Raw genomic sequence first — 22,038 nt, 5'->3', positions numbered from 1 at the left:
GATGCAGATTCTGAAGCACGGCCGGCAAACGGTGCTGCCGGCGGACAGCTGGAAACAGCACGAAGCAGACCACCAGGCCCGGGTCAGGCGTTACGCCGACCCCTACCTTGCCCGCCGCTCCGCCGGCAGGAAACACCCCGTTGAGGATTTCCTCTTCACGTATTACACGCAAAAGCCGGGCCAGCTGCTGCGCTGGCACCCGGGTGCCGGAGTGGTCCTTACGGGGGCTGAGGCAGCCGCCCGCGCCGATTGGAAGTACTACCGGAAGCTCGACGACGGCGACCTCGCCGCCGCCGGCCTTTCGGCCGGAACCACCGCCGCAACCGTTGACCTCGCAGCTTTTCTGGCCGAGCGCAAGGAGGCGCTGCAGTTCGCCGAAATCATCCTGCGCGGCACGGCAACGCGGCCTGCCCAGTTTGGCTGCTTCGGGCTGCACGAGTGGGCGATGGTGTACCACCAGGACAAGTTTGAACTGCGCCACGAATACCTGCAGCTGCGCCTCGGGTCACAGGGCACTGACCGTGTGGTGGAGGACAACCGGATCCGGTGCTCGCACTTTGACGCTTTCCGCTTCTACACGCCGGATGCCACGCCCCTGAACGAACTCGCTCCGAGCCGGGAAAACCAGCGCGCCATGGAGCAGCCGGGATGCCTGCACGCCAACATGGACCTCTACAAATGGGCCTACAAGCTGGCGCCCGCCCTGCCCAGTGAACTCGTCATGGACTGCTTCGAACTGTCCTGGCGGGTCCGGGCCATGGACATGCAGGCCTCCCCGTACGACCTCGAAGAGTGGGGTTACCCGCCCATCCCGATCGAAACAGCCGCCGGCAAGGCGGAGTACGTTGAACACCAGCGGGCGTTCTCCGCGGAGGCGCAGGTGCTGCGGGGGCGGTTGCTCGGGGCCCTGGCACCGCTGATCGACGAGGTCCGGGGCAGCTGATGACCGCCGACGTGGATCTGACTGTCCGGTTGACCGAGGTGCCGGGCGCTCCGGAGCACGAGTTCCGCCTCGTGGTGCGCCACGGGGTAACGCCGCAGGCCGCCGCCATGAACGGGTCAACGCTGCCGGACCCCGCCGCGGCGCTAGCCGCCGTCGAACGTTTCGGCGACGAAGTGTTCTTCGTGCCCCGGCGGCGGGACATGATGTGCACCCAGCAGTACGGCGGCCCGCAGGTGGCCATCGTTACGGGGACGTTCCACGGCCGCCCTGTCCACAGCCGCTTCAGCCTGACCGACGGCTGCGAGATTGCGCGGTGGCGCTCCCTCGCCCCCTTGTTCGGGGGCACGCCCGGATCCACCGGCCAGACCTGACCGGCCAGAGCTCCGCGGCGGTCCACTGGCAGCCAGCCACAGAGGACCGGCACAAACGCAGGAACGTCCCGGGAGCCTTGCGGCTACCGGGACGTTCCTGATGACGCTCTCTTACTTGCTGAGGGTGTTCCGGGCTAGGTCCCCGGTACGGCATCGACGGGGGTGACCGCCGGGGCACCGGCCGGGGCAGCCGCCGTGCCGGTGCCCACCTTGACGCTGATCCACGTCCTGATCCCGTTTCCGCCCAGGCTCAGCCGGCCCAGGTAGGATCCCGATGCCAGGCCGGTCCAGCTGGCTGTCGCCGTGGTGGCCGTACCGTTGGGGGCAACGATCGGATTCGGGTTGACGGCGAGCTTCGCCTCCGGCTTTCCGGGGAACGAGACCGCCTGGACGAGCGCGGACGCGGGCCCGTTGTCCGGGGTGGAGTAGAGGTTCGCCACGATGTAGTAGGTGCCCGCACGGGGCGATTCCAGGTCCAGGAACTCGCTGGCCGACGCCGTTGCCACCTGGGTGGCCACGAGGCCTCCGCTTCCGTTGGGCGCGTAAACCACCATGTCCCAGTCAACGTCGTCCGATTCGGCCTTGACGCCCAGCCGCGCGAAAGTCGCACCGGCGGGCACCTCCACCTTGACGAGTGCGTTGTGTTCGTCATTTTTTACAGCGTAAGCGCCGGGCGTCTTGGTGATGGCCGTCTCGGACAGCGGTGCAAGCCCTTCAACACCCACCGCGATAGGCGAATCCGAGCCGGAGACCAGATCCAGGGTGCCGCTGCCCGTGCCGGTCGCGGAGCTGAAGGAGAACGACGGCGCAATCTGGGCGTCCACCGGACGGACCGCAATGGGCGAGCTGACAGTGCGCGGCCCGTTCCACGTCAGTGTGCCCGTGGTGAACTTGCCCACCGGTGCGCTGACGTTCTTGATGGTGATGGTGACCTCACGGGTCTGCCCCGCCTTGGCGAAGTTCAGCACCTGCGGCTCCACATGGACACCGACACCGGGGATGTCCACAGCGGGCCGGTAGCTCCCCGGGACCAGCGCAGTGAGCTGGCGCTTGACCTGGATCTCGCCCACGAGGCTGCCCAGGGCAATGGACGGCAGGTTGAGGTTGCGTGCGGCAATGCTGCCGGCCTGTGGTGCACCGGTCTCCACGCCCTGGCCGTTCAGGAAGGCCAGCCACTGCTTGATGTCCGAGTTGTACACGAGGCCCGGATCCAGCACGCGGGTGGCGTCAATGTGCCCTGCGCCGCCTTCAAACGGGTTCCGGTTGGGAGTGCCGTCCGCGTTGACCAGCGGGTAGGCGGTGGTCATCATGGCGGACTTGACCATGGCAGGCGACCAGGTGGGCTGCTTGCTGAGCACCAGGGCTCCGAATCCCGCAATATGCGGGGCAGCCATGGAGGTTCCGGACATGAAGCCGAACTGTGCGCCGTTGTTGCCGATGGTGGAAACGCCCGCGAGGACATTCACGCCGGGAGCGGAGATGTCCGGCTTCAGGAGGTCCCCGCCGGAGGCCAGGCTCGGGCCCCGAGAGGAGAAGCCGGCCACCTGGGGTGCCGGCGGCAATGGCTCGCCGGTGAGATCGCCCTTGACGAGGCTCACCGTAAGCGCTGGCTTGGCAGAAAGCTTGGACTTCAGTTCCAGGCTCTTGGGGGCATTGACGTGGACGCTGGGCACGACATGGTTGTCCGCGTCCTCGGAGCTGGAGGTCAGATTGACCAGGATCATGCCAACGCCGCCCTTCGCCTGGACTTCAAGGCTCTTCGCCGTCCGGTCCACGACACCGCGGTCACAGACCACGACCTTTCCCGCGACCTTGGCGGCGTCCAGCGTTCCCGGGCCGCAAAGGTTCGCGGCAGTAGGCGCATCCGGTGCAGCTGCGTCGGCGGCCACCACCACGGCGGCGTCCTTGACTTCCGATTTCATGATGGACGCGCCCCGGAACATGCTGCCGTCGGATACCTTCACCGTGCCGAGCAGGTCGCTGGGGAATGTCGAGGCCGCGACGGTGGTCAGCCACGGCGAGGCGTGGTTCACCGTGGAGACGGCGGGGCCGGAGTTGCCTGCCGATGCCGAGACGAACACGCCTGCGGCAGCCGCATTCAGGAACGCCAGGGCCACGGGATCGGTCGTGCTGTTGGTGTTGCCGGAAATGGAGTAGTTAAGGACGTCCACGCCGTCCTTAATGGCTGCGTCAACGGCTTCGACCGAGGCGGACGAATAGCAGCCGCCGGTGTTGGGATTGTCGTCTTCCCAGCAGACCTTGTAGACGGAGACTTTCGCTGCCGGGGCGACGCCGGAGCTTTTGCCGAAGCTGGCGCCGTCGATCACCTGTTCCACGTTGGCGTTGCCGGCGGCGGTGGTGGCCGTGTGTGTGCCATGGCTGCCCACGTCCACCGGGGAGATCAGTTCCTCCGGGGCGCGGTGTTCGGGTGTCACGTACTGACGGAAGGAGTCGGCGAAGTAGCGGGCGCTGACCACCTTGGAGTTGCAGAGGGTTCCGTCGAAGGATGCCCCTGATTCGATGCCCTTCTGGCATTCGCCCTGGAAAGTCGTGCCGTCCGACTTGAGCATGGCGATCTTGCCGTCCGCGGTGAGATACGGGACGCCCACCTGTGCCTTGCCCTTGAGCGGCTGCACTGCATCCCCCTGCAGGAAGGGATTGTCCGGGGCGTAGCCGGAGTCGATCACACCGACCACCACGCCCTTGCCGGCTCCGGATTCGCCGCCGAACTGCTTTGCCCAGGCGCCGTCGCTGCCTGTGAGCTTCAGGAAGTCGGTGGTGGTGTAATCCGGGGCGTTCTCCACGTCCGGTGCCACCACAAGCACGTTGCTGTCCTTGGCAAGCTCGGCTGCCTGCACCGCCGTGAGCTCAGCCACGAAGCCGTTGAGCGCGCCCGTGAACTGCTTGGACGGGGTGACGCCCTGCTTGGACGCGACCTCCCGCTGGGTCTTGCGGAGGTGCGCGTCGTAGGCCTTGTAGTTCTGGCTGCCGGAATCAAGTTTGCGGCCCTGTTGCGGCTTGGTTGCCGCTATGCCGGCCGTTCCGCCGTCGTACGCTGCCGCGGCTTTCTCGGCGAGGACCACGATGTAACGGCCGTCCTTGTAGTCTGTCGGGTTGACGTTTTTGGCCTGTTCGACTCCGCTGGGTTCGGCAGGCGCCGCGGTAGCGGGACCCACTGCGACGGAGGAGAGAAGCAGCGGGAGGCCAACAGCCAGTGCTGCCGCCTTCCGGAGTCCCCCGACCCGGACAAGGCTTGTTCCTTTTGATTTCACGAGCGACTGAAACCTTTCATGAGGTACGGGTCCGGCGTGCGGCCGGTCTCGGTCAGCTGGGAAAGAGGCAGCCGAATCGACAGTTCCTGTCATCCGGCGAGACCAGCCGAGTCAAACAGTACAGAGTGAGAGCCAAATATGACATAGGACACAACAGTCGTTGTACTTTTGTCATTCGAGGCTCCGACCGGGGACAGCGAGAAGCCCGGAAGGGAAAACCGCGACGCCGGGCGGGCGGTTTCCCGCCCGCCCGGCGCCACGGTTCACGACGCGGTCACTCTGCTTGCTCCACGTCAGCCGATGGACCCTTTCGGTGTGACCTGAAGTCGGTCAAAGGAAACCTGCTTCCCTTCGGAATCCAGGACCACCACGTCGTCCCGCCCGTTCTGCACAGTGGAGGGCAGGAGGAACTCCACCGTGTCCGCCGTGGTGGGAAAGATCCAGCCGAGGCGGAAGCCGTGCTTGTTCAGGTAGACGTAATACCACTGGCCGTGGGGAAGGCCGCGGAGCGTCACCTTCTCGCCGTTACGGTATTTTTCATTGGTGTCCAGGTCGACGGGCGGAACCTGCCCGTCGAAATCCTGGACCGTCAACACCGGAACGGCCGCCGGTTTGGCTGGCTGAAGCCGCAGGGCCACCGCTCCGGCCTGCACGTCAACGCGCACGTTCCGCGACCCGTTGGATGCAGAGGCGGCAAACGGAGAGGCCGGCAACTGGCCGGCCGCGATATCTGCGGGAGTCAGGATGTGCACCCTGGTTGCCGTTGCTGTCTCCCCGATGCCCAGCCTGTCCACTGAAATGCCGGCATCCGTAGCCGTGACGCCGGTCAGCGCGACATTGCCGGCATTTCCCACGCCGTAGGTGTAGGTGACGGAATCCCCGGCACTCGCGTAGCGGTCGCCGTCGGCATCGGCCCATTCAGCCGAGATCGTGCCGTCCAGCTTCGGGTTCCGGATCGCGAGGTCCACTTCGCCGCCGTCCACACGGTATTCCCGGCTGCTCTGCCCGGACGCAGCAACTGTCCAAGTGGAGTCGGCACGGAAGAATCCTTCCTCCGCCTCTTTTTGGGTCACGGTGTGCCGCGGTGTGGAGCATGGGTAGGATCCTCCCGCGGCAAGGTTGAGCCACCGGCAGTTTCCCGCGCCCGGGGGTACGAGGGGTGAGAAATTGCCGGCAATCGGCACAACGTCCGCGGCCAGGGGGCCGGTGTTGCTGACGGTAAACGTGTAGGGCACCTGCTCGCCGGCTGCATACGGCTGCACGGCGAGGTCACGTCCGGCATCATTCCGGGCACCGCTGATCGATCCGGCCAGCAGGCCATCCCGCAACGGTACGGCTGCTCCTTTGAAGGACACTGCCTTCGTCAGTGCCGTATTGCCGGAGGCCGTGACGGTGAACTCAGCCACAGGGACGAGGTAGCCGCGCGCTATGTCTTCAGGAGTAAGCGTGTGCTTAGGCGTCGTGCAGTTGTAGCTGGCACCGGCGGCAAGGTTGTTGTACCGGCAGTTAGGGGCCGACGGCGGCAGGAACCCGGTCTCGAAGGTCCCGGAAAGGGGGACGGCATTGGACGTGACGTTCGACGTGCTCTTGACCGCGAAGGTGTAAGACAGCACCTCGCCTTCCTTGTACGGGTTCGCCGCCATGTCCCGTGCCGGCGCTGAGCCTGCGATGGTCAGGCCAACCTGGGGAGCTACCGGGCTGTTGGCAACGAACGTGTACTGGGACACTCTTCCGTCGGCAGTGGTGAAAGCCGCATTGAGGGAAGTTGGACCCGAAGCTCCGGCCGGCGGTGTGAGCTGGACGTTCACCGTGGCCGAGCTACCCGGTGCAAGGTCAGGAACGTCCACAGTGGCGGCGGACCATCCCGCTGGCGTATAGATACTGGCCCGGGCGCCCGACAGGACGTGGGCTTCCTGGTTGGTAACTGTCACCGGAACCTGCTGCGCAACACCGGGCGCATTGGTTTGTGCGGGCACGTTCACGGGAGCGCAGACATAGTTCAGCCAGGCGTCGTCGAAACTGGCGAACTGTATGTTGTCCGTGTAGTTCGCCTCGTACAGGACGCCGAACTTGCCCTCGGCCAGGCGGGTAATGGTTGAATACGCGGAGAAGCCGGGACGGATGGTGCGGACACCGGGCCACGTTGCTCCGTCGTCACAGGACACCCGCGCCGAGACGTTTTCCCTGGCGGTCTTGGAGTTGGAATTGGTGAAGATCAGCTTCCTTGCCTCGGCTGAGCCCTCCGGTGCGGCCGGGTACATCCGGGAGATTGACCCGTTGTTGGCAGGGTCCGGCAGTTCGGTGTCCTGCGTAACCGGCCCGTAGCTGGCGCCGCCGTCGGTGGACACGGCCACTTTGCGATAGCCGCCGTTCCCGCTGTCCCTCGAATTCAGCAGCACCCTGCCGTCGGAGAGTTCCACGGTCTTGTTCTCGTCCATGCGGTCGCCGATCGGGGCCCCTTTGTGCCACGTTGCGCCATGGTCATCTGAATAGACGCTGTAGGCCTGGAAGAGTTCCGAACCGTTGGCTTGACGCACGTAACCCGAGTACTGCTGAATCAACCGGCCTTTGTGAGCGCCGTACTTGAGCTGGATCCCCTCACCGGATGCCGCGAAGTTGGTGCGTACGTCACCCGGCTGCGGGTTGGTCTTACTGCTTCCGGGTTTCGTGACGCTTGTGATGAACCGGGGCTGGCTCCAGGTGCGGCCTTCGTCGGCGGACTCCACCACGGCCGAGGAAATGACATTCCTGTCGGCGTCGTCATTGCCGTAGGTGCTGGCAGAGAAGCCGGCATCCTTTGAGTAAACGAACAGGGCGAACACTTTGCCCGCCTCAGCGTCGTAGATGTACGACGGATCACTGAACCCGTATTTGGGGCCGCTGGCATCAGCCACATGGCCGGCAGCGATGACGGTCAAAGGACCCCACGTTGCGCCGCCGTCGATACTGCGGCGCTGCACGATCGAGTTCGGGTTCGGCGCGTCGGCCGAGCTCCCGGGCCTGCCGTCCCACGCTGCAAGCACAACGTCGTTCCCGAGGTAGGTGAGCGCGGGAATACGGTAGAAGAAATCGGCGGCCGTCCGGTCCGCGGCAATGTTCGCTTCGGCGAAGGTGCCCGGGGCGGCTGCCGGATTGGAGGGCGGAGCCGGCTCGGCCCTGGCCGGCAACCCGGGCCCCGCGATCAGCGCCATCCCAAGGAGCCCTGCGGCGGCCACCCGGCCCACGGAGCCGGCGCTGCCTGCCGGCTCCCTCTTTTTGAGTTTCAAATCCACTGTCCTTTCAGGTAGCCGCCCTAGGGCAGCAGTGCGAAAACGTGTCGCCATAGTGACTTGTCCCACATGCCACATACAACGTCCTACAACCTTAGGGTGCAGTGAATCACATTGACCAGAGGTGTCAGGCGACTATTTTGCGGCCCTCGCGCCGCCAGGCGTATTGGCTACTGTCGCGGCGTGCGGACCACTTCGCTGATCCAGGCGCGCGTTTTCTCGTCAATGGGGCCGGCCACTTTTGTTTCCCTGGCGGCGCGATCGGCTTTGATCTTCTGCATCACCATTCGGCCCAGCCCGGCAAACACTGCGGCGGCCACGACCGGGAGAAGGACGGATTTGGGTTTCTGAGCCATGCCGCCATCCTACTGAGCGCGCCAACGTCCCACCAGAGCAGGCGTCGCGCTTCACCCCCCGGCGAGTGCCCCATTTCACAGTCCGCCCGCGAATGCGGCCTGGCGCATTCCGCCCGGTAGAATGGGCTAGCAAGCTCGCGGAGCGCTCGTTCCCGCTGTCTTATGTTTGGAGTCCGCAGTGGCTGTAAATACAGCAGCAGACCAGCGTGAGACGGCACCACTCCGCTGCGCCCTTACCCAACGCTCACGCACAGGAGTTGCCGGATGCCCCGGATCGTTGTCGACGTCATGCCCAAGCCCGAGATTCTGGACCCGCAGGGGAAGGCCATCGTGGGTGCACTCCCCCGGCTGGGCTTCACTGCCTTTAGCTCTGTCCGCCAGGGCAAGCGCTTTGAACTCACTGTCGACGGCGAGGTGACCGAGGAGATCCTGGCCCAGGCCCGAAACGCCGCCGAAACCCTGCTGTCCAACCCCGTCATCGAGGATGTCGTCAACGTCGAGGTCGTCGAGGCCTGACATGACTGAACTCCCCCTGATTGGCGAGGCGGTAGCCGTTGCGGCCAACCCGCGGCTCGCCGGCGCCCGCATCGGCGTCGTCACCTTCCCCGGAACCCTGGATGACCGCGACGCCGCCCGTGCGGTCCGGCTGGCAGGCGCCACTCCGGTGGAACTCTGGCACGCAGACACCACCCTTGGCGACGTTGACGCCGTCGTGATTCCCGGCGGTTTCTCCTACGGCGACTACCTCCGCGCCGGCGCAATCGCACGCTTCGCGCCGCTGATGGCGAAAATTATCGACGCCGCAAACTCGGACGCCAGGCTGCCTGTCCTGGGCATCTGCAACGGCTTCCAGATCCTCACCGAGTCGCACCTGCTGCCCGGTTCGATGATCAAGAACGACCACCTGAAGTTCATGTGCCGCGACCAGGTCCTGCGCGTCGAAAACAACACCACCGCCTGGACCAGCGACTACGCCGCCGGCCAGGAAATCACCATTCCGCTGAAGAACCAGGACGGCCAGTACATCGCCGATGAGAAGGTCCTGGACGCCCTCGAGGCCGAAGGCCGCGTGGTGTTCCGCTACGTGGGCTTCAACCCGAACGGCTCCCGCCGCGACATCGCCGGCATCTCCAACGCCGCCGGCAACGTGGTGGGCCTCATGCCCCACCCCGAGCACGCCGTGGAGCCCGGCTTCGGCCCGGAGACGGGGTTGTCCGGCTCCGCCGGAGTCGGCGGTTCCGACACCGACGGCCTCGGGTTCTTCACCTCCGTATTGAACAAGATTGTGGGAGGCGCAAAGTGAGTACCTCAGCTGAAACCGTCAGCAAGAAGTTCAACATCGACACCGTGGAGAACGCGGCCAAGACCCCGGACGTCGAGCTCCCCTGGGCCGAGCTGGGCCTGAAGCAGAATGAGTTCGACGAGGTTGTCAAAGTCCTTGGCCGCCGCCCGACCGGCGCCGAGCTCGCCATGTACTCCGTGATGTGGAGCGAGCACTGCTCCTACAAGTCCTCCAAGAACCACCTGCGCCAGTTCGGCGACAAGATGACGGACGAGATGAAGAAGGACATGCTGGTGGGCATCGGCGAAAACGCCGGTGTCACGAACCTGGGCGACGGCTGGGCCGTGACGTTCAAGATCGAGTCCCACAACTCGCCGTCGTTCGTTGAGCCCTACCAGGGCGCGGCAACGGGCATCGGCGGCATCGTCCGCGACATCATCTCCATGGGTGCCCGCCCGGTGGCCGTGATGGATCCGCTGCGCTTCGGCGCCATCGACCACCCGGACACCGCACGCGTTATGCACGGTGCGGTGGCCGGCATCGGCGGCTACGGCAACTCCCTCGGCCTGCCGAACATCGGCGGCGAGATGGTCTTCGACTCCGTGTACCAGGGCAACCCGCTGGTCAACGCACTGGCCGTCGGCGTCATGCGCCATGAGGACATCCGCCTCGCCAACGCCTCCGGCAAGGGCAACAAGGTGGTGCTGTTCGGCGCCCGCACCGGCGGCGACGGCATCGGCGGCGCCTCCGTGCTGGCGTCCGAGTCCTTCGACGACACCAAGCCGTCCAAGCGTCCCGCCGTCCAGGTGGGCGACCCCTTCGCCGAGAAGGTCCTGATCGAGTGCTGCCTGGAGCTGTTCAAGGGTTCCCTCGTTGAGGGCATCCAGGACCTCGGCGCCGCGGGCATCTCCTGCGCCACCTCCGAGCTCGCCTCCAACGGCGACGGCGGCATGGAAGTCGAGCTGACCTCCGTGCTGCTCCGCGACCCCACCCTGACCCCGGGCGAAATACTGATGTCCGAGTCGCAGGAACGCATGATGGCGGTGGTGACCCCCGAGAACGTGGCCGCCTTCGAAGCCGTCATGGACAAGTGGGCCGTGGAGTACTCCTGGCTGGGCGAGGTGACCGACACCGGCCGCCTGATCATCACGTGGGAAGGCGAGGTCATAGTCGACGTCGACCCGCGCACCGTGGCCCACGACGGTCCGGTCTACGACCGGCCGTACGCCCGCCCCGAATGGCAGGACGCCGTCCAGGCCGATGCCTTCACCGGATCCGTGCAGGATGCCGGCCGCCCCTCCGCCCCCAAGGAACTGGCCGCCGCCGTCACCGAGCTCATTTCCTCGCCGAACATGTGCGACAAATCCTGGATCACCAACCAGTACGACCGGTACGTCGGCGGCAACACCGCCATGGCGTTCCCGGACGACGCCGGTGTGGTTCGCGTTGACGAGGAAACCGGCCTGGGCGTAGCCCTCGCCACGGACGCCAACGGCCGCTACACCTACCTCGATCCGTACCACGGCGCACAGCTCGCCCTGGCCGAGGCCTACCGCAACGTCGCCACCTCCGGCGCGGTGCCGATGGCCGTCAGCGACTGCCTGAACTTCGGCTCCCCCGAGGACCCCGACGTCATGTGGCAGCTCGCCGAGGCCATCCGCGGCCTGTCCGACGCCTGCATGGTGCTGGGCATCCCGGTCACCGGCGGCAACGTCTCGCTGTACAACCAGACGGGCACCACGCCGATCCACCCCTCCCCCGTGGTAGCAGTGCTGGGCAAGCTCGACGACGTCGCCCGCCGCACGCCGTCGGGCTGGAAGGAAGACGGCCAGGCCATCTACCTGCTGGGCACCACGGCGGCCGAACTGGACGGTTCCGAGTGGGCCAACATGCGCGGCCACCTTGGCGGGCAGCCGCCGAAGGTTGACCTCGCCGCCGAACGCGCGCTGGGTGAAATCCTGATCAACGCCTCCCGCGACGGCATGGTGGACTCCGCGCACGACCTCTCCGAGGGCGGCCTCGCGGCAGCGCTCGTGGAGTCCGCCCTGCGCTACGGCGTGGGCGCACGGATTGCCCTCCAGGATGTCATGGACCGCGACGGCGTGGACCTGTTCACGGCGCTGTTCTCCGAGACGCAGGGCCGCGCCATTGTTGGCGTGCCGCGCTCCGAGGAAGTCCGCTTCACGGACATGTGCACGGCCCGCGGCTTCGCCCACACCCGCATCGGCGTGGTGGACGCAGCCAGCGGCCAGCTGGAGATCAACGGCGTGGACGCCCTGTCCCTCGAAGCCCTCCGCGAAGCCCACGAGGCCACCCTGCCGAAATACTTCGGCTAGTCCCGGTTCCAAGCGCGAACGGACACCTGAGCTCCCTTCCGGGAGGCCTCAAGTGTCCGTTCGCGCTTAACGGCGGGGTCAGTCGTCGCTGCGAAGCTCCCGTTGCCGGGCGCTAAGGAGTTCCAGCTCGGGGCGGTTGGCGACGAAGCGTTCGACGGCGGTGAGCACCTCCACGAGGTGCGCCCGGTCGGCGGCAACCAGCCCGGCGCCAAGCTGCGTGCGCCGGTACTGTTCGTGGTCCCCTACCTCGGCCACGGAAACCTCAAAGCGGCGCTTCAGCTCCGCCAGCAGCGGCCGCACCACGGAACGCTTCTCCTTGAGGCTGTGAACGTCGCCCAGGAGAATGTCGAACTCAATCCATCCGATCCACATGGGGCGGTCCTTCCCGGGCTAGGCGATGGTGAGTTCGCCCATGCGGTCCCAGCCATCGCCGTCGAGCTGGCGGCTGATGATGCGCGGCGTCTCAGCGAGTGCCTGCGGCATGTCCGCCATGGCCTTCTGGAAGTGCGCGCTGTTGACGTGGTCACCGGCGGCATCGTCCTTGAACGCTTCCACGAGGACAAACTCGGTGGGATCCTCCACGCTGCGGGACCAGTCGAACCACAGGTTGCCGGGCTCCTGACGCGTCGCCTGGGTGAAGTCTTCCACCAGGCCCAGCCACTTCTCCGACCAGTCCGGCTTGACCTTGAACTTGACGACAATGAAGATCACGGGGTTATGCCTTTCGTTGTTTTTCTACGGCTCGGCCGGCGGCGAGGGAATGCTGGCACTCCTCGATCGCCTCACGGGCCCATTCCTGCTGCTGGGGTGTGCCGACGCGCTCCGCCCACTGTTCGGCAAGCTGAAACTCAACCAGGGCCTCGGTAAAGCGCCCGCCCTGGTGCAGCGTCCAACCCAGGTTGTTGTGCAGCGAGACCATCCAGCGCCTGGTCCGCGGATCGTGCACCGTGGAAGCATACTCCAGGGCGCTGCGGGTCCAGGACTCGGCATGCTCAGGATCCGCGATCGCCAGCATGTGCAGCGCGTCGACGGCCAGGAATTCCTCACTGAGGTGGTCCGCCAGTTCGGCGGCTTGTTCAAACAGCGGCATGGCCATCGCGGCGTGCCCGCTGGAGTTCAGCAGGCGTCCCCGCTCCAGGAGCACACGGACGGCGACAGTGGGCTCGTCAGCGTCGATCGCGTCCAGGAGTGCGTCGGCTTCCTCGTAGCGGCCCTGCAGCCCGATGGCCCGGCCCACCTGGGTGGCAAACTCGGCCTGTTCGTCGGCGTCGTAGTTATCGTCTGCGGCCGCCGTCCGGAAACGGGCTTCCGATCCGGCGGGGTCGTCGAAGTTCCACAATTCGTCAAGGGTTTTCTGTTCCAGCATCCACCTGCTCCTGATCAGCTTTCACCTGCGGCCAGTTCGTGCGCACTCCCAATGTATCGGGAAGTGACGTGCCTTTGTGCACGTGCTGCCACGGCGCTTCCGGCCGCGTAAAACCAGTTGGCGGGCCGGCTGAAGGCAGTGATCTTGAGGAACACGCGCCCCTGGCTGTCCATCTCCACTTCAAAGGCTTCCTCGCCCCGCACCGGATGGCCGGGCAGGGTCCCGTAACCGAAACCCGCGCTTTGCGGCCCGTCGCCGGGCACCGGCCTGCGTACCCATACCACCTCGCAGGGCGCGCTGATCCGGAAAGGTCCGACGCCGAATCCGCTCACCACGCGGGCGCCGGGCACCACGAAGTCGGAGTCGGCGCGGACCCGCAGCCCGGACCGTTTCTGCAGCTGCCAGGCCAGGATCCCGTGGGCGACCCGCCGGTAAAGCGCAGGCCCCTCGCCGAGGTAGGCCTGGGTCACCACGCAGGGGGTCCCATCCGGCGTCCGGCCGTGTTCGGTGGAACCAATCCCCGGGTAATTGAGGCTGCCCCGGGCGACGCGGCTCTTCATGCGCCTTCACCCCGGGCGAGCCCGGCCCATTCCAGCTGTTCGCGCTGCTTCCGGCTCATTGTGGCCACCACCAGGTCGTAGGAGTCCTCCACCATGTCCCGGATCATGTCATCCGGCAGCGATCCGTCCAGCCGGACCCCGTTCCAGTGCGTCTTGTTCATGTGCCAGGCGCCGGTGATTTCCGGATGAATGGCCCGGAGCTGTTCGGCCAGGGCGGGCTCGCACTTGAGGCTCACGGACCAGTCAGCCGGATCCATCGCGGACGCGGCGAACATCTTGGCATCCTGCCGCGAACCGCCCGCCACGGCTGCCCGCACCTTAAAGACGGAGGTTTCCGGACCGAATGGAAAGTCTTCGAAGGCGCCGGGAAAGCTCAGGCAGATCTCCCGGAGGGTGTCAACGTCCATGGCACGAGCCTATCCGGCTGCACGGCTTCCCGCAGCGGCTAGATGCCCACGCGCCAGCCTTCGCGGGCGGGGCACGAGTTGACCACCACGTCCAATCCGGCGGCCTTGGCACGCTCCACCGCGGCGTCGTCGAATACGCCGAGCTGCAGCCACACCGCCTTAGCGCCCACCGCGATGGCCTGGTCTATGACGGCCCCCACCCTGTGGGAGTTCACAAAACAGTCCACGACGTCGATCGGGTGCTTTTCCGCGGGTATGTCCGCCAGGGAGCGGTATCCCTTCTCGCCGTGAACGTCATCGCCGGGGAGGTTGACCGGAATGATTTCCATGCCCATCCGGTCCCGGATGTACAGGGAGACGTCGTACGCCGAGCGCCATTCATTGGTGGTCAGGCCGACGATTGCCCATGTGCCTTTGGTTCGCATGAGTCGGTCAATGACTGCCGGATCGTTAACGTGGGACATGCATCAACCTTACTCCTGCGGACTTTCAGGTCGATTTCCGAATAAGTGAATGAAGATCCGCGCATACCCTGGTGATGACCGAATATGACAGCGCTCAACGCCCGGATTTTGTGAAATCGTGCATTTCGGTTCTAGTTGGTAGTGACCATCCCGAGCGGCCGAGAGACCTGGATCGATGAAGCCGCAGCAACCCCCGGTGACGTGAGACGACCATTCCCACGGAGCTGTTCCCCCTCTTTCGAGGAACCATTTGGAACAAGGGGTGCTACTGCCAGGACCGATGGAGTGCTGTAATGACCCCTGAAAGTTCTTCTGCCCTGCCCACCCTTGCCCGGATTCCGTCCGAGGCAACCCCACAAACCACTTCGGACGCGACGGCGAACGAAGCAGGGCTGCGTGACGCGCCCGGCTCCTCTCGCGGCTCTTCGGGATGGTCCCTGACCGAGCCCACGGACGACGCAGTGCACGGCGTCCCCACTGACGGACCGGCGCGTCACCGCAGTATCACCAACGTTGCTTTCTGGGAGGAACAGGCCCTCCGCCTCGACTGGGCGGAACCGTCCGGCGGAGCACCCACTGGAAACAATGGCGGCAAGCCCTGGCATACCGCGCACCGGCGCGTTCCGGCAGACGTGGAAACCGGCACCGGACCGGAAATCACCTGGTTCGAGGGCGGCAGGCTCAACGTCGCCTACAACTGCGTGGACCGCCATGTTGCCGCCGGCCGCGGCGACAAGGTGGCACTCCACTTCGAAGGCGAACCCGGCGACCGCCGCGCCATCACCTATGCCGAGCTTCAGCGGGAAGTGTCCAAGGCCGCCAATGCGCTCCTCGCGCTCGGCATCACCAAGGGCGACCGTGTGGTCATCTACCTCCCGGTCATCCCCGAAACCGTCATCATCACCCTCGCTGTGGCGCGCATCGGCGCCATCCATTCCCTCGTGTTCGGCGGGTTCTCCGCCGAGGCTCTGAAGTTCCGCGTGGAGGACACCCGTGCCAAGCTCCTGGTCACCACGGACGGCCAGTTCCGCCGCGGCGTGGCAGTGCCGGTCAAGGACAATGCGGATGCCGCTGTTGCCGGGGACAACGCCATCGAACACGTGCTGGTGGTCAACCGCACCACTCCTGCGGACCAGCTGGCGACGGTCCCCATGGCTGAAGGCCGCGACGTCTGGTGGCACGACGCCGTCGGGCAGGCCTCCGAGGTGCACGAACCGGAAGCGTTCGACGCCGAGACTCCCCTCTTCATCATGTACACCTCCGGGACCACCGGTAAGCCCAAGGGCCTGGTGCACACTTCCGGCGGCTACCTGACGCAGGCATCGTGGAGCTTCGAGCACCTCTTCAGCAACCCGGACCCGGCACTCCGGGACCAGGACGTCCACTGGTGCACCGCGGACCTGGCCTGGGTCACCGCCCACACCTACGAGATCTACGGGCCGCTCTCCAACGGCGCCACCCAGGTGATCTTCGAAGGCACGCCGAACACGCCGCATCCGGGCCGGCACTTCGAGATCATCGAACGGTACGGCGTGACGCAGTACTACACCGCGCCCACCCTGGTCCGCTCGTTCATGGGCTGGTTCCCGGACGGCGTCCCGGGCAGCTACGATCTCTCCTCCATCCGGATGCTCGGCACCGTGGGCGAAGCCGTCAACCCGGAAGCCTGGCGCTGGCTTCGGCAGAACATCGGCGCAGGCACCGCACCGGTGGTGGACACCTGGTGGCAGTCCGAGACCGGCGCCACCATCCTCTCCCCCGCCCCGACGGATACCGAGTTCAAGCCGGGCTGCGCGGCGCGCCCGCTGCCGGGCGTCAGCACCCGGATCGTCGACGACGCCGGCAACACCGTCCCGCCGGGCGTCCAGGGATTCATCGTGGTTGACTCCCCCGGACCCGCGATTGCCCGCACCGTCTGGGGCAACCCGCAGCGGTACTTCGATTCGTACTGGCGCAAGTATGCGGAGCAGGGCTGGTTCCTTGCCGGCGACGGCGCCAAATACGACGACGACGGCGACATCTGGATCCTGGGGCGGGTGGATGACACCCTCAACGTCTCCGGCCACCTGCTGTCCACCATCGAAATCGAATCAGCCCTCGTCTCCCACCCGGACGTGGTGGAAGCCGGCGTCTGTCCGGTGACTGATCCGAAGACCGGCCACGCGATCGTCGCGTTCGTTGTGCTGAAGGGCGGGGTTTCGGCGGAGGTTGCCACCGAACTCCGAGACCACGTCGCGAGGGAGATCGGGCCGATCGCCAAGCCGCGCGACGTCGTCGTCGTGCCTGACGTACCCAAGACCCGCAGTGGCAAGATCATGCGCCGCCTGCTCACCCAGCTTTTCGAGGGAACCACCCTCGGCGACACCACTTCACTCCAGAACGAGCCGGCGATAGCCGGCATCCAGGAAGCCCTGGCCGGCTACGCCGCCTCCCTCATTGGGCAGAAGCAGTCTCCCCTCAACGGACAGAAGTAAAGGAACAATCATGAACGACATCAGCAGCGTTGCCCGTCTTTCCGAACCACTCAAGTTCGCCTACTGGGTGCCGAACGTTTCCGGCGGCCTGGTGGTCTCCACCATCGAGCAGCGGACCAGCTGGGACTTCGACTACAACAAGAAGCTGGCCCGGATCGCAGAGGACTCCGGCTTCGAGTACGCCCTGACGCAGACCCGGTACGCCGCGTCCTATGGCGCTGACAAGCAGCACGAGGCGACCTCCTTCAGCCTGGCCCTGCTGGCGGCCACGGAGCGGCTGAAGGTCATTTCGGCCGTCCACCCCGGCATGTGGCACCCAGGCGTGCTGGCCAAGTACATCATCACCGCGGACCACATCTCCAACGGCCGTGCCGCCGTCAACATCGTCTCCGGCTGGCTCAAGAACGAGTTCACCAACTTCGGCCTGGAGTGGCTGGAACACGACGAACGCTACGTGCGAACCGAGGAATTCATCAAGGTCCTGCGGGGCCTGTGGACCGAGCAGGAGTACAGCCAGTCCGGCAAGTACTACAACATCACCGACTTCACCCTGAACCCGGCCCCGGTGGACGTACCGGGCCGCGCACACCCGGAGATCTTCTTCGGTGGCAACTCCACCGCGGCCCAGGCCACCGCCGGCCGAGTGGCCGACTGGTACTTTTCCAACGGCAAGGACCTGGAAGGCTTCAAGGAGAACATCGCGGGTGTGGTGGCCGCTTCCGGGGAGACGCTGCGAGGCACCGACGGCTCGCTCCCGGCCCCGCGGTTTGGCCTCAACGGCTTCGTCATTGCCCGCGACTCCGAAAAGGAAGCCCGCGACACCCTCCGCGAAATCGTGGAGAAAGCGCACAAGCCCGCCGTCGAGGGGTTCCGGGCCGCGGTCCAGGAAGCCGGTCCTTCCACCAAGGACGGCAAGGGCATGTGGGCCGACTCAAGCTTCGAGGACCTGGTCCAGTACAACGACGGCTTCAAGACCCAGCTGATCGGCACCCCGGAACAGATCGCCGAGCGGATCGTGGAGTACAAGAAGATCGGCGTCAACCTGTTCCTTACCGGCTACCTGCACTTCCAGGAGGAAGTCGCCGCGTTCGGCCAGGACATCCTGCCGATCGTCCGCGAACTCGAGGCTGACCTCGCCCGCAGGAACGGCACCGAACTGGACCTGTCCGGCACCCCCGTGGCTTCGGCGAGCTCAACCACCGGGCTGGTGAACGCGTAATGGCGGACCGCAAGTTCGGCTTCCGCACCCGCGCCCTGCACGCCGGCGGCACACCCGACGCCGAGCACGGCGCGCGGGCCGTCCCGATCTACCAGACGACGTCCTTCGTCTTCAAGGACACCCAGGACGCCGCCAACCTCTTCGCCCTGCAGAAGTACGGCAACATCTACTCCCGGATCGGCAACCCCACGGTGGCAGCGTTCGAAGAGCGCATTGCCTCCCTGGAGGGCGGCATCGGAGCCGTTGCGACGTCGTCGGGCATGGCCGCGGAGTTCATCACCTTTGCCGCGCTCACCCAGGCAGGCGACCACATCGTGGCGGCCTCCCAGCTGTACGGCGGGACGGTCACCCAGCTCGACGTCACGTTGCGCCGCTTCGGGGTGGACACCACGTTCGTCCCCGGCACCGACCCGGCGGACTACGCCGCCGCGGTCCGGGAGAACACCAAGGCGATCTTCGTCGAGGTGGTGGCCAACCCGTCGTCGGAAGTCCAGGACCTTGAGGGGCTGGCAAAGGTGGCGCGCGACGCCGGCATTCCGTTGGTCGTCGACGCCACCTTGAGCACGCCGTACCTGGTGCGGCCGATCGAGCACGGGGCGGACATCGTCATCCACTCCGCCACCAAGTTCCTCGGCGGACACGGCACCACCCTCGGCGGCGTGATCGTCGAGAGCGGCCGGTTCAACTGGGGCAACGGCAAGTTCCCCACCATGACCGAGCCCGTGGCCTCCTACGGCAACGTCTCCTGGTGGGGCAACTTCGGTGAGTATGGCTTCCTGACCAAGCTCCGCTGCGAGCAGCTGCGGGATATCGGCCCCGCACTCTCTCCGCAGTCCGCGTTCCAGCTGCTGCAGGGCGTGGAAACCCTTCCGCAGCGCCTCGACGAGCACCTGAAGAACGCCCAGGCCGTGGCCGAATGGCTCGAAGCGGACGAGCGCGTGGCGTACGTCAACTTCTCCGGATTGCCGTCGCACCCGCACTTCGAGCGGGCGCAGAAGTACCTGCCCCTGGGTCCAGGCTCGGTATTCTCCTTCGGTGTCAAGGGCGGCCGCGCAGCCGGGCAGAAATTCATCGAGGCACTCCAGCTGGCCTCGCACCTGGCCAACGTCGGCGACTCCCGTACTCTCGTGATCCACCCCGGCTCCACCACCCACCAGCAGCTGAGCCCGGCCCAGCTTGAGTCTGCGGGAGTACCGGAAGACCTGGTGCGGATTTCGATCGGGCTCGAGGACCTCGAGGACATCCTCTGGGACCTCGACCAGGCGCTGGACGCTGCGTCTACACCGGTGGTCGGGCTTGTCGAGGCCGACACCTGCGCGATCGGAGCGAACTGATGACTGTCGAAGACCGCACTTGGGAAGGCCCCTCAGCGCCTGATCGCCTGAACCTGCTCCGGCAGGCGAAGTCCATCGCGATTGTGGGCGCCTCGGACAAGCCCTCGCGGGCCAGTTACTTCGTGGCGACCTACCTGCAGTCCTCCACCCGCTACAAGGTGTACTTCGTCAACCCGGTAGTCAAGGAAATCCTGGGGCAGCCCACCTATGCGTCGCTGGCGGACCTCCCGGAGAGCCCCGACATCGTAGACGTGTTCCGCAAGCACGATGACCTGCCCGGCGTCCTGGATGAGGCCATCGCGGCCGGCGCCAAGACGCTGTGGCTGCAGCTGGGCTCGTGGCATGAGGACGTCGCCAAGGAAGCGGAAGCCGCCGGTCTCGACGTCGTGATGGACCGGTGCGTCAAGATCGAGCACGCCCGCTTCCACGGCGGACTCCACCTTGCCGGCTTCGACACCGGTGTCATCTCCTCCAAGCGGCAGGTTCTGGCTTAGCCAAGCCTGCTGAGCCCGAACGCAGGGTGCGGCGGCCAGGGCTACGGCCGGAACTTCTTCAGCCAGCGGTTGACAGGTTCGACGGCGGAACCCAGCGCCGAGTCCACTGAGACCGCCCTGGATTCGTCCTTCTGAGGTTTGCCGCTGTGATGCCCCATGCTGTCTGCTTCCGGCTCGCTGGCGGCCTTTTCGGCGGGCGCGCCGGTCTTTTGCGGGGCGACCGGCCTGGAATGTTCCTCCGAGGCGGCATCGCCCCCGTTGCCGCCGGGCGTCCCGCCGCCCGGCTTCCCGGCCTGGCCGTTGGCGGCATCGGCCCCGGGAGCCCTGCCGGGAGCTTTGGCGGCCGGAGATGCCGGCGAACCGGGGGCTGTCGCCGGCACCTCGTTGTCCGAGGGCTCTCGGCCTTCGGACGGTGTCACCGGGTCTACGGGCTCGACTGCACCTGGCGGAGCCGCCTGGTCAAGCTGCAGGAAGAGCGGCGACTTCCACGCCATGGGCCCGCCCTTGTTCGACGCACCCGGTCCGACGGGAAGCTTCCAGTCCGGGGCCCAGTCCGTCGTCAGCTCTTGGATGGACCAGCGCCCTGAGCCCTCGGCTGCTCCCTGGCTGGTTGCGGCAACACCGCTGACGCCGAGGCCCATGCCGGTCAGGACTGCAAGGCCCACCACCGTGGGGCGGTGCCGGCGCAGCCACCGCTTCCGGGTCAGTTCATCCCGGGGTCCGGCCAGCATGGCGGCGAGCTCCGGGCCCGGAGCGGGAACCTGCATCTGCGCCAGCGAGGCTATGGACAAGAGAGCGGCCCTCAGATCGGGCAGGTCCGTGTGGCCACTGTCGAGCAGAAGCCTGTCAACGGTCCCGGCAGAAACCTCATCCCGGTTTGTCATGGCGCCACGTAGTCCTTTACGGCCGAATGTTCACGGAGTCTGTCCAAAGCACGTCGCTGAAGCTGTTTTACGGCTCCGGCGCTTTTCCCCATGATTTCGGCCACTTGCTCAACGGTGAGATCTGCGATGATCCGGAGGGTCAGGACCTCCTTCTGGTCCTCTCCCAGCACGTCAAGCAGTTCCAGCACCTCCCCCGGCGCCACCAGCAGCATTGCCCCGGCTTCAGCCGAGGCGGCTTCCCGCCGGTCAAGATCGGGTTCGAAAGGCTGCTTCGGGGGCGTCCGGCTTTGCCTTCGGTGATCGTCAACCATCCGCGCATGGGCCACCGAGAACAGGAACGTCCTAAGCCCGCTGGCACCGCCGCTGATTGTGGCTATCCGGGGCAGGACCGCCAGGAAGACGTCCTGCATGGTGGCCTCCGGGTCCTCGACGCCCCGGGCGGTCAGGTATCCCAGTACCTGCGACGCATAACTCCGATAGACCAGGTTGAACAACTCGCCATCGCGCCCCTTGAGGGCCATCAATGAGGCGTCGGTCAGTGCTTCGGTCACGGACGGATGGCTTTCGTTCAAGGGAGATGGCTACATCATTGTATGGCCATGATGTGGCGGCCGGGCTGTGTCCCGCTCCGTAACTTTACCCCGGGTAACCCAAGGAAAACCGCCGGAAACCGCGCACTCCTGGGCCGGCTTGCTGCTGAACCGGCTTCGGACAAAAAAGGGCCGGGCTGGAACATGATGGGGGGCAGTTCCAGCCCGGCTCTCTATTTGCAGTCAAGCGCCGGGTACGAACCTGATGGGGGACAACTTCGAACCCGGCGCTTTCATAGTGGTAATCGTCACGGGGGCCGCCAGGGTTACGCGGAATCAAAAAAACTTTCAAAAGAGTTTTCAGCCCCCGTTCGGGCCCCGTTCGGGCGCCGGATCAGGCGCGGACTAGCCCGCCTGCGACACGGCCGGAACTGCCTCATCGGATGCTGGCATTCAGGTATACACTCAGTGTATAGA

20 protein-coding genes are annotated in these 22,038 nt (G+C 66.0%); 9 read left to right on the top strand and 11 right to left on the bottom strand.

Going from position 1 to position 22,038, the window contains the following annotated elements; translation table 11 throughout:
• Nucleotide 1 precedes the first annotated feature (1 nt).
• Nucleotides 2-943, top strand: a complete 942-nt coding sequence (locus JOE41_RS13870; RefSeq protein ID WP_043429322.1) for a hypothetical protein — start codon at nucleotides 2-4, stop codon at nucleotides 941-943.
• Nucleotides 943-1,314: a hypothetical protein gene (locus JOE41_RS13865; RefSeq protein WP_011690413.1), complete on the top strand. Its 372-nt coding sequence runs from the start codon at nucleotides 943-945 to the stop codon at nucleotides 1,312-1,314. The genes JOE41_RS13870 and JOE41_RS13865 overlap by 1 nt, the downstream gene beginning before the upstream one ends.
• A gap of 134 nt (nucleotides 1,315-1,448) precedes the next feature.
• On the opposite strand, the gene JOE41_RS13860 is transcribed toward JOE41_RS13865, so the two are convergent.
• The 3 genes from JOE41_RS13860 to JOE41_RS13850 form a co-directional block, all read right to left on the bottom strand.
• The gene (locus tag JOE41_RS13860; protein WP_209752682.1) at nucleotides 1,449-4,586 is read right to left on the bottom strand and encodes a S8 family serine peptidase; all 3,138 of its coding nucleotides are present in this window, start codon (nucleotides 4,584-4,586) and stop codon (nucleotides 1,449-1,451) included.
• Nucleotides 4,587-4,879: 293 nt separating this feature from the next.
• Nucleotides 4,880-7,777, bottom strand: a complete 2,898-nt coding sequence (locus tag JOE41_RS13855; protein ID WP_245201121.1) for an exo-alpha-sialidase — start codon at nucleotides 7,775-7,777, stop codon at nucleotides 4,880-4,882.
• 248 nt (nucleotides 7,778-8,025) lie between these two features.
• Nucleotides 8,026-8,211: a hypothetical protein gene (locus tag JOE41_RS13850; RefSeq protein WP_011694004.1), complete on the bottom strand. Its 186-nt coding sequence runs from the start codon at nucleotides 8,209-8,211 to the stop codon at nucleotides 8,026-8,028.
• A gap of 264 nt (nucleotides 8,212-8,475) precedes the next feature.
• On the opposite strand from JOE41_RS13850, the gene purS reads away from it, so the two are divergent.
• The 3 genes from purS to purL are packed head-to-tail and all read left to right on the top strand — an operon-like array spanning nucleotide 8,476 to nucleotide 11,829.
• Nucleotides 8,476-8,727, top strand: coding sequence for a phosphoribosylformylglycinamidine synthase subunit PurS (gene purS, locus JOE41_RS13845; RefSeq protein WP_011690410.1), 252 nt, complete (start codon nucleotides 8,476-8,478; stop codon nucleotides 8,725-8,727).
• A 1-nt stretch (nucleotide 8,728) separates the two neighbouring features.
• Nucleotides 8,729-9,514, top strand: coding sequence for a phosphoribosylformylglycinamidine synthase subunit PurQ (purQ, locus tag JOE41_RS13840; protein WP_011690409.1), 786 nt, complete (start codon nucleotides 8,729-8,731; stop codon nucleotides 9,512-9,514).
• Complete coding sequence (gene purL / locus JOE41_RS13835; RefSeq protein WP_209752680.1) at nucleotides 9,511-11,829, top strand: phosphoribosylformylglycinamidine synthase subunit PurL; 2,319 nt, start codon at nucleotides 9,511-9,513, stop codon at nucleotides 11,827-11,829. Before purQ ends, purL begins: the two co-directional genes overlap by 4 nt.
• A gap of 78 nt (nucleotides 11,830-11,907) precedes the next feature.
• On the opposite strand, the gene JOE41_RS13830 is transcribed toward purL, so the two are convergent.
• The 6 genes from JOE41_RS13830 to JOE41_RS13805 are packed head-to-tail and all read right to left on the bottom strand — an operon-like array spanning nucleotide 11,908 to nucleotide 14,626.
• The gene (locus tag JOE41_RS13830) at nucleotides 11,908-12,201 is read right to left on the bottom strand and encodes a DUF503 domain-containing protein (protein ID WP_011690407.1); all 294 of its coding nucleotides are present in this window, start codon (nucleotides 12,199-12,201) and stop codon (nucleotides 11,908-11,910) included.
• An 18-nt stretch (nucleotides 12,202-12,219) separates the two neighbouring features.
• On the bottom strand, nucleotides 12,220-12,540 hold the full coding sequence (locus JOE41_RS13825; RefSeq protein WP_209752679.1) for a putative quinol monooxygenase: 321 nt from the start codon (nucleotides 12,538-12,540) through the stop codon (nucleotides 12,220-12,222).
• Nucleotides 12,541-12,544: 4 nt separating this feature from the next.
• On the bottom strand, nucleotides 12,545-13,195 hold the full coding sequence (locus JOE41_RS13820; protein ID WP_209752678.1) for a hypothetical protein: 651 nt from the start codon (nucleotides 13,193-13,195) through the stop codon (nucleotides 12,545-12,547).
• A gap of 14 nt (nucleotides 13,196-13,209) precedes the next feature.
• The gene (locus JOE41_RS13815) at nucleotides 13,210-13,755 is read right to left on the bottom strand and encodes a DUF1990 family protein (protein WP_209752677.1); all 546 of its coding nucleotides are present in this window, start codon (nucleotides 13,753-13,755) and stop codon (nucleotides 13,210-13,212) included.
• Nucleotides 13,752-14,162: an MmcQ/YjbR family DNA-binding protein gene (locus JOE41_RS13810; RefSeq protein ID WP_209752676.1), complete on the bottom strand. Its 411-nt coding sequence runs from the start codon at nucleotides 14,160-14,162 to the stop codon at nucleotides 13,752-13,754. Before JOE41_RS13810 ends, JOE41_RS13815 begins: the two co-directional genes overlap by 4 nt.
• Before the next feature lie 38 nt (nucleotides 14,163-14,200).
• Nucleotides 14,201-14,626, bottom strand: coding sequence for a CoA-binding protein (locus JOE41_RS13805; protein WP_011690402.1), 426 nt, complete (start codon nucleotides 14,624-14,626; stop codon nucleotides 14,201-14,203).
• Nucleotides 14,627-14,919: 293 nt separating this feature from the next.
• Between JOE41_RS13805 and acs the strand changes: the two genes are divergently transcribed.
• The 4 genes from acs to JOE41_RS13785 are packed head-to-tail and all read left to right on the top strand — an operon-like array spanning nucleotide 14,920 to nucleotide 20,147.
• The gene (gene acs, locus JOE41_RS13800; protein WP_245200718.1) at nucleotides 14,920-17,100 is read left to right on the top strand and encodes an acetate--CoA ligase; all 2,181 of its coding nucleotides are present in this window, start codon (nucleotides 14,920-14,922) and stop codon (nucleotides 17,098-17,100) included.
• A 10-nt stretch (nucleotides 17,101-17,110) separates the two neighbouring features.
• Nucleotides 17,111-18,319, top strand: coding sequence for a dimethylsulfone monooxygenase SfnG (sfnG, locus tag JOE41_RS13795; RefSeq protein ID WP_209752675.1), 1,209 nt, complete (start codon nucleotides 17,111-17,113; stop codon nucleotides 18,317-18,319).
• Nucleotides 18,319-19,653, top strand: a complete 1,335-nt coding sequence (locus tag JOE41_RS13790; protein WP_209752674.1) for an O-acetylhomoserine aminocarboxypropyltransferase/cysteine synthase family protein — start codon at nucleotides 18,319-18,321, stop codon at nucleotides 19,651-19,653. The genes sfnG and JOE41_RS13790 overlap by 1 nt, the downstream gene beginning before the upstream one ends.
• Nucleotides 19,653-20,147 carry a CoA-binding protein gene (locus JOE41_RS13785; protein ID WP_209752673.1) on the top strand — a complete coding sequence of 165 codons (495 nt, stop codon included), beginning with the start codon at nucleotides 19,653-19,655 and terminating at the stop codon, nucleotides 20,145-20,147. The genes JOE41_RS13790 and JOE41_RS13785 overlap by 1 nt, the downstream gene beginning before the upstream one ends.
• Before the next feature lie 41 nt (nucleotides 20,148-20,188).
• Here the strand turns inward: JOE41_RS13785 and JOE41_RS13780 are convergent, their stop codons facing one another.
• Together JOE41_RS13780 and JOE41_RS13775 are read right to left on the bottom strand one after the other, a co-directional pair.
• A complete protein-coding gene (locus JOE41_RS13780; RefSeq protein ID WP_209752672.1) occupies nucleotides 20,189-21,031 on the bottom strand; it encodes a hypothetical protein in 843 nt (280 codons plus the stop codon).
• On the bottom strand, nucleotides 21,028-21,582 hold the full coding sequence (locus JOE41_RS13775; RefSeq protein ID WP_011690396.1) for an RNA polymerase sigma factor: 555 nt from the start codon (nucleotides 21,580-21,582) through the stop codon (nucleotides 21,028-21,030). Before JOE41_RS13775 ends, JOE41_RS13780 begins: the two co-directional genes overlap by 4 nt.
• Nucleotides 21,583-22,038 lie beyond the last annotated feature (456 nt).

The organism is Arthrobacter sp. PvP103 (genome assembly GCF_017833075.1).
In the GTDB taxonomy this organism is placed as follows: Bacteria; Actinomycetota; Actinomycetes; order Actinomycetales; family Micrococcaceae; genus Arthrobacter.
Note: the sequence above shows the minus strand (reverse complement) of the source record. Positions and strands in the feature narration are given on the sequence as shown.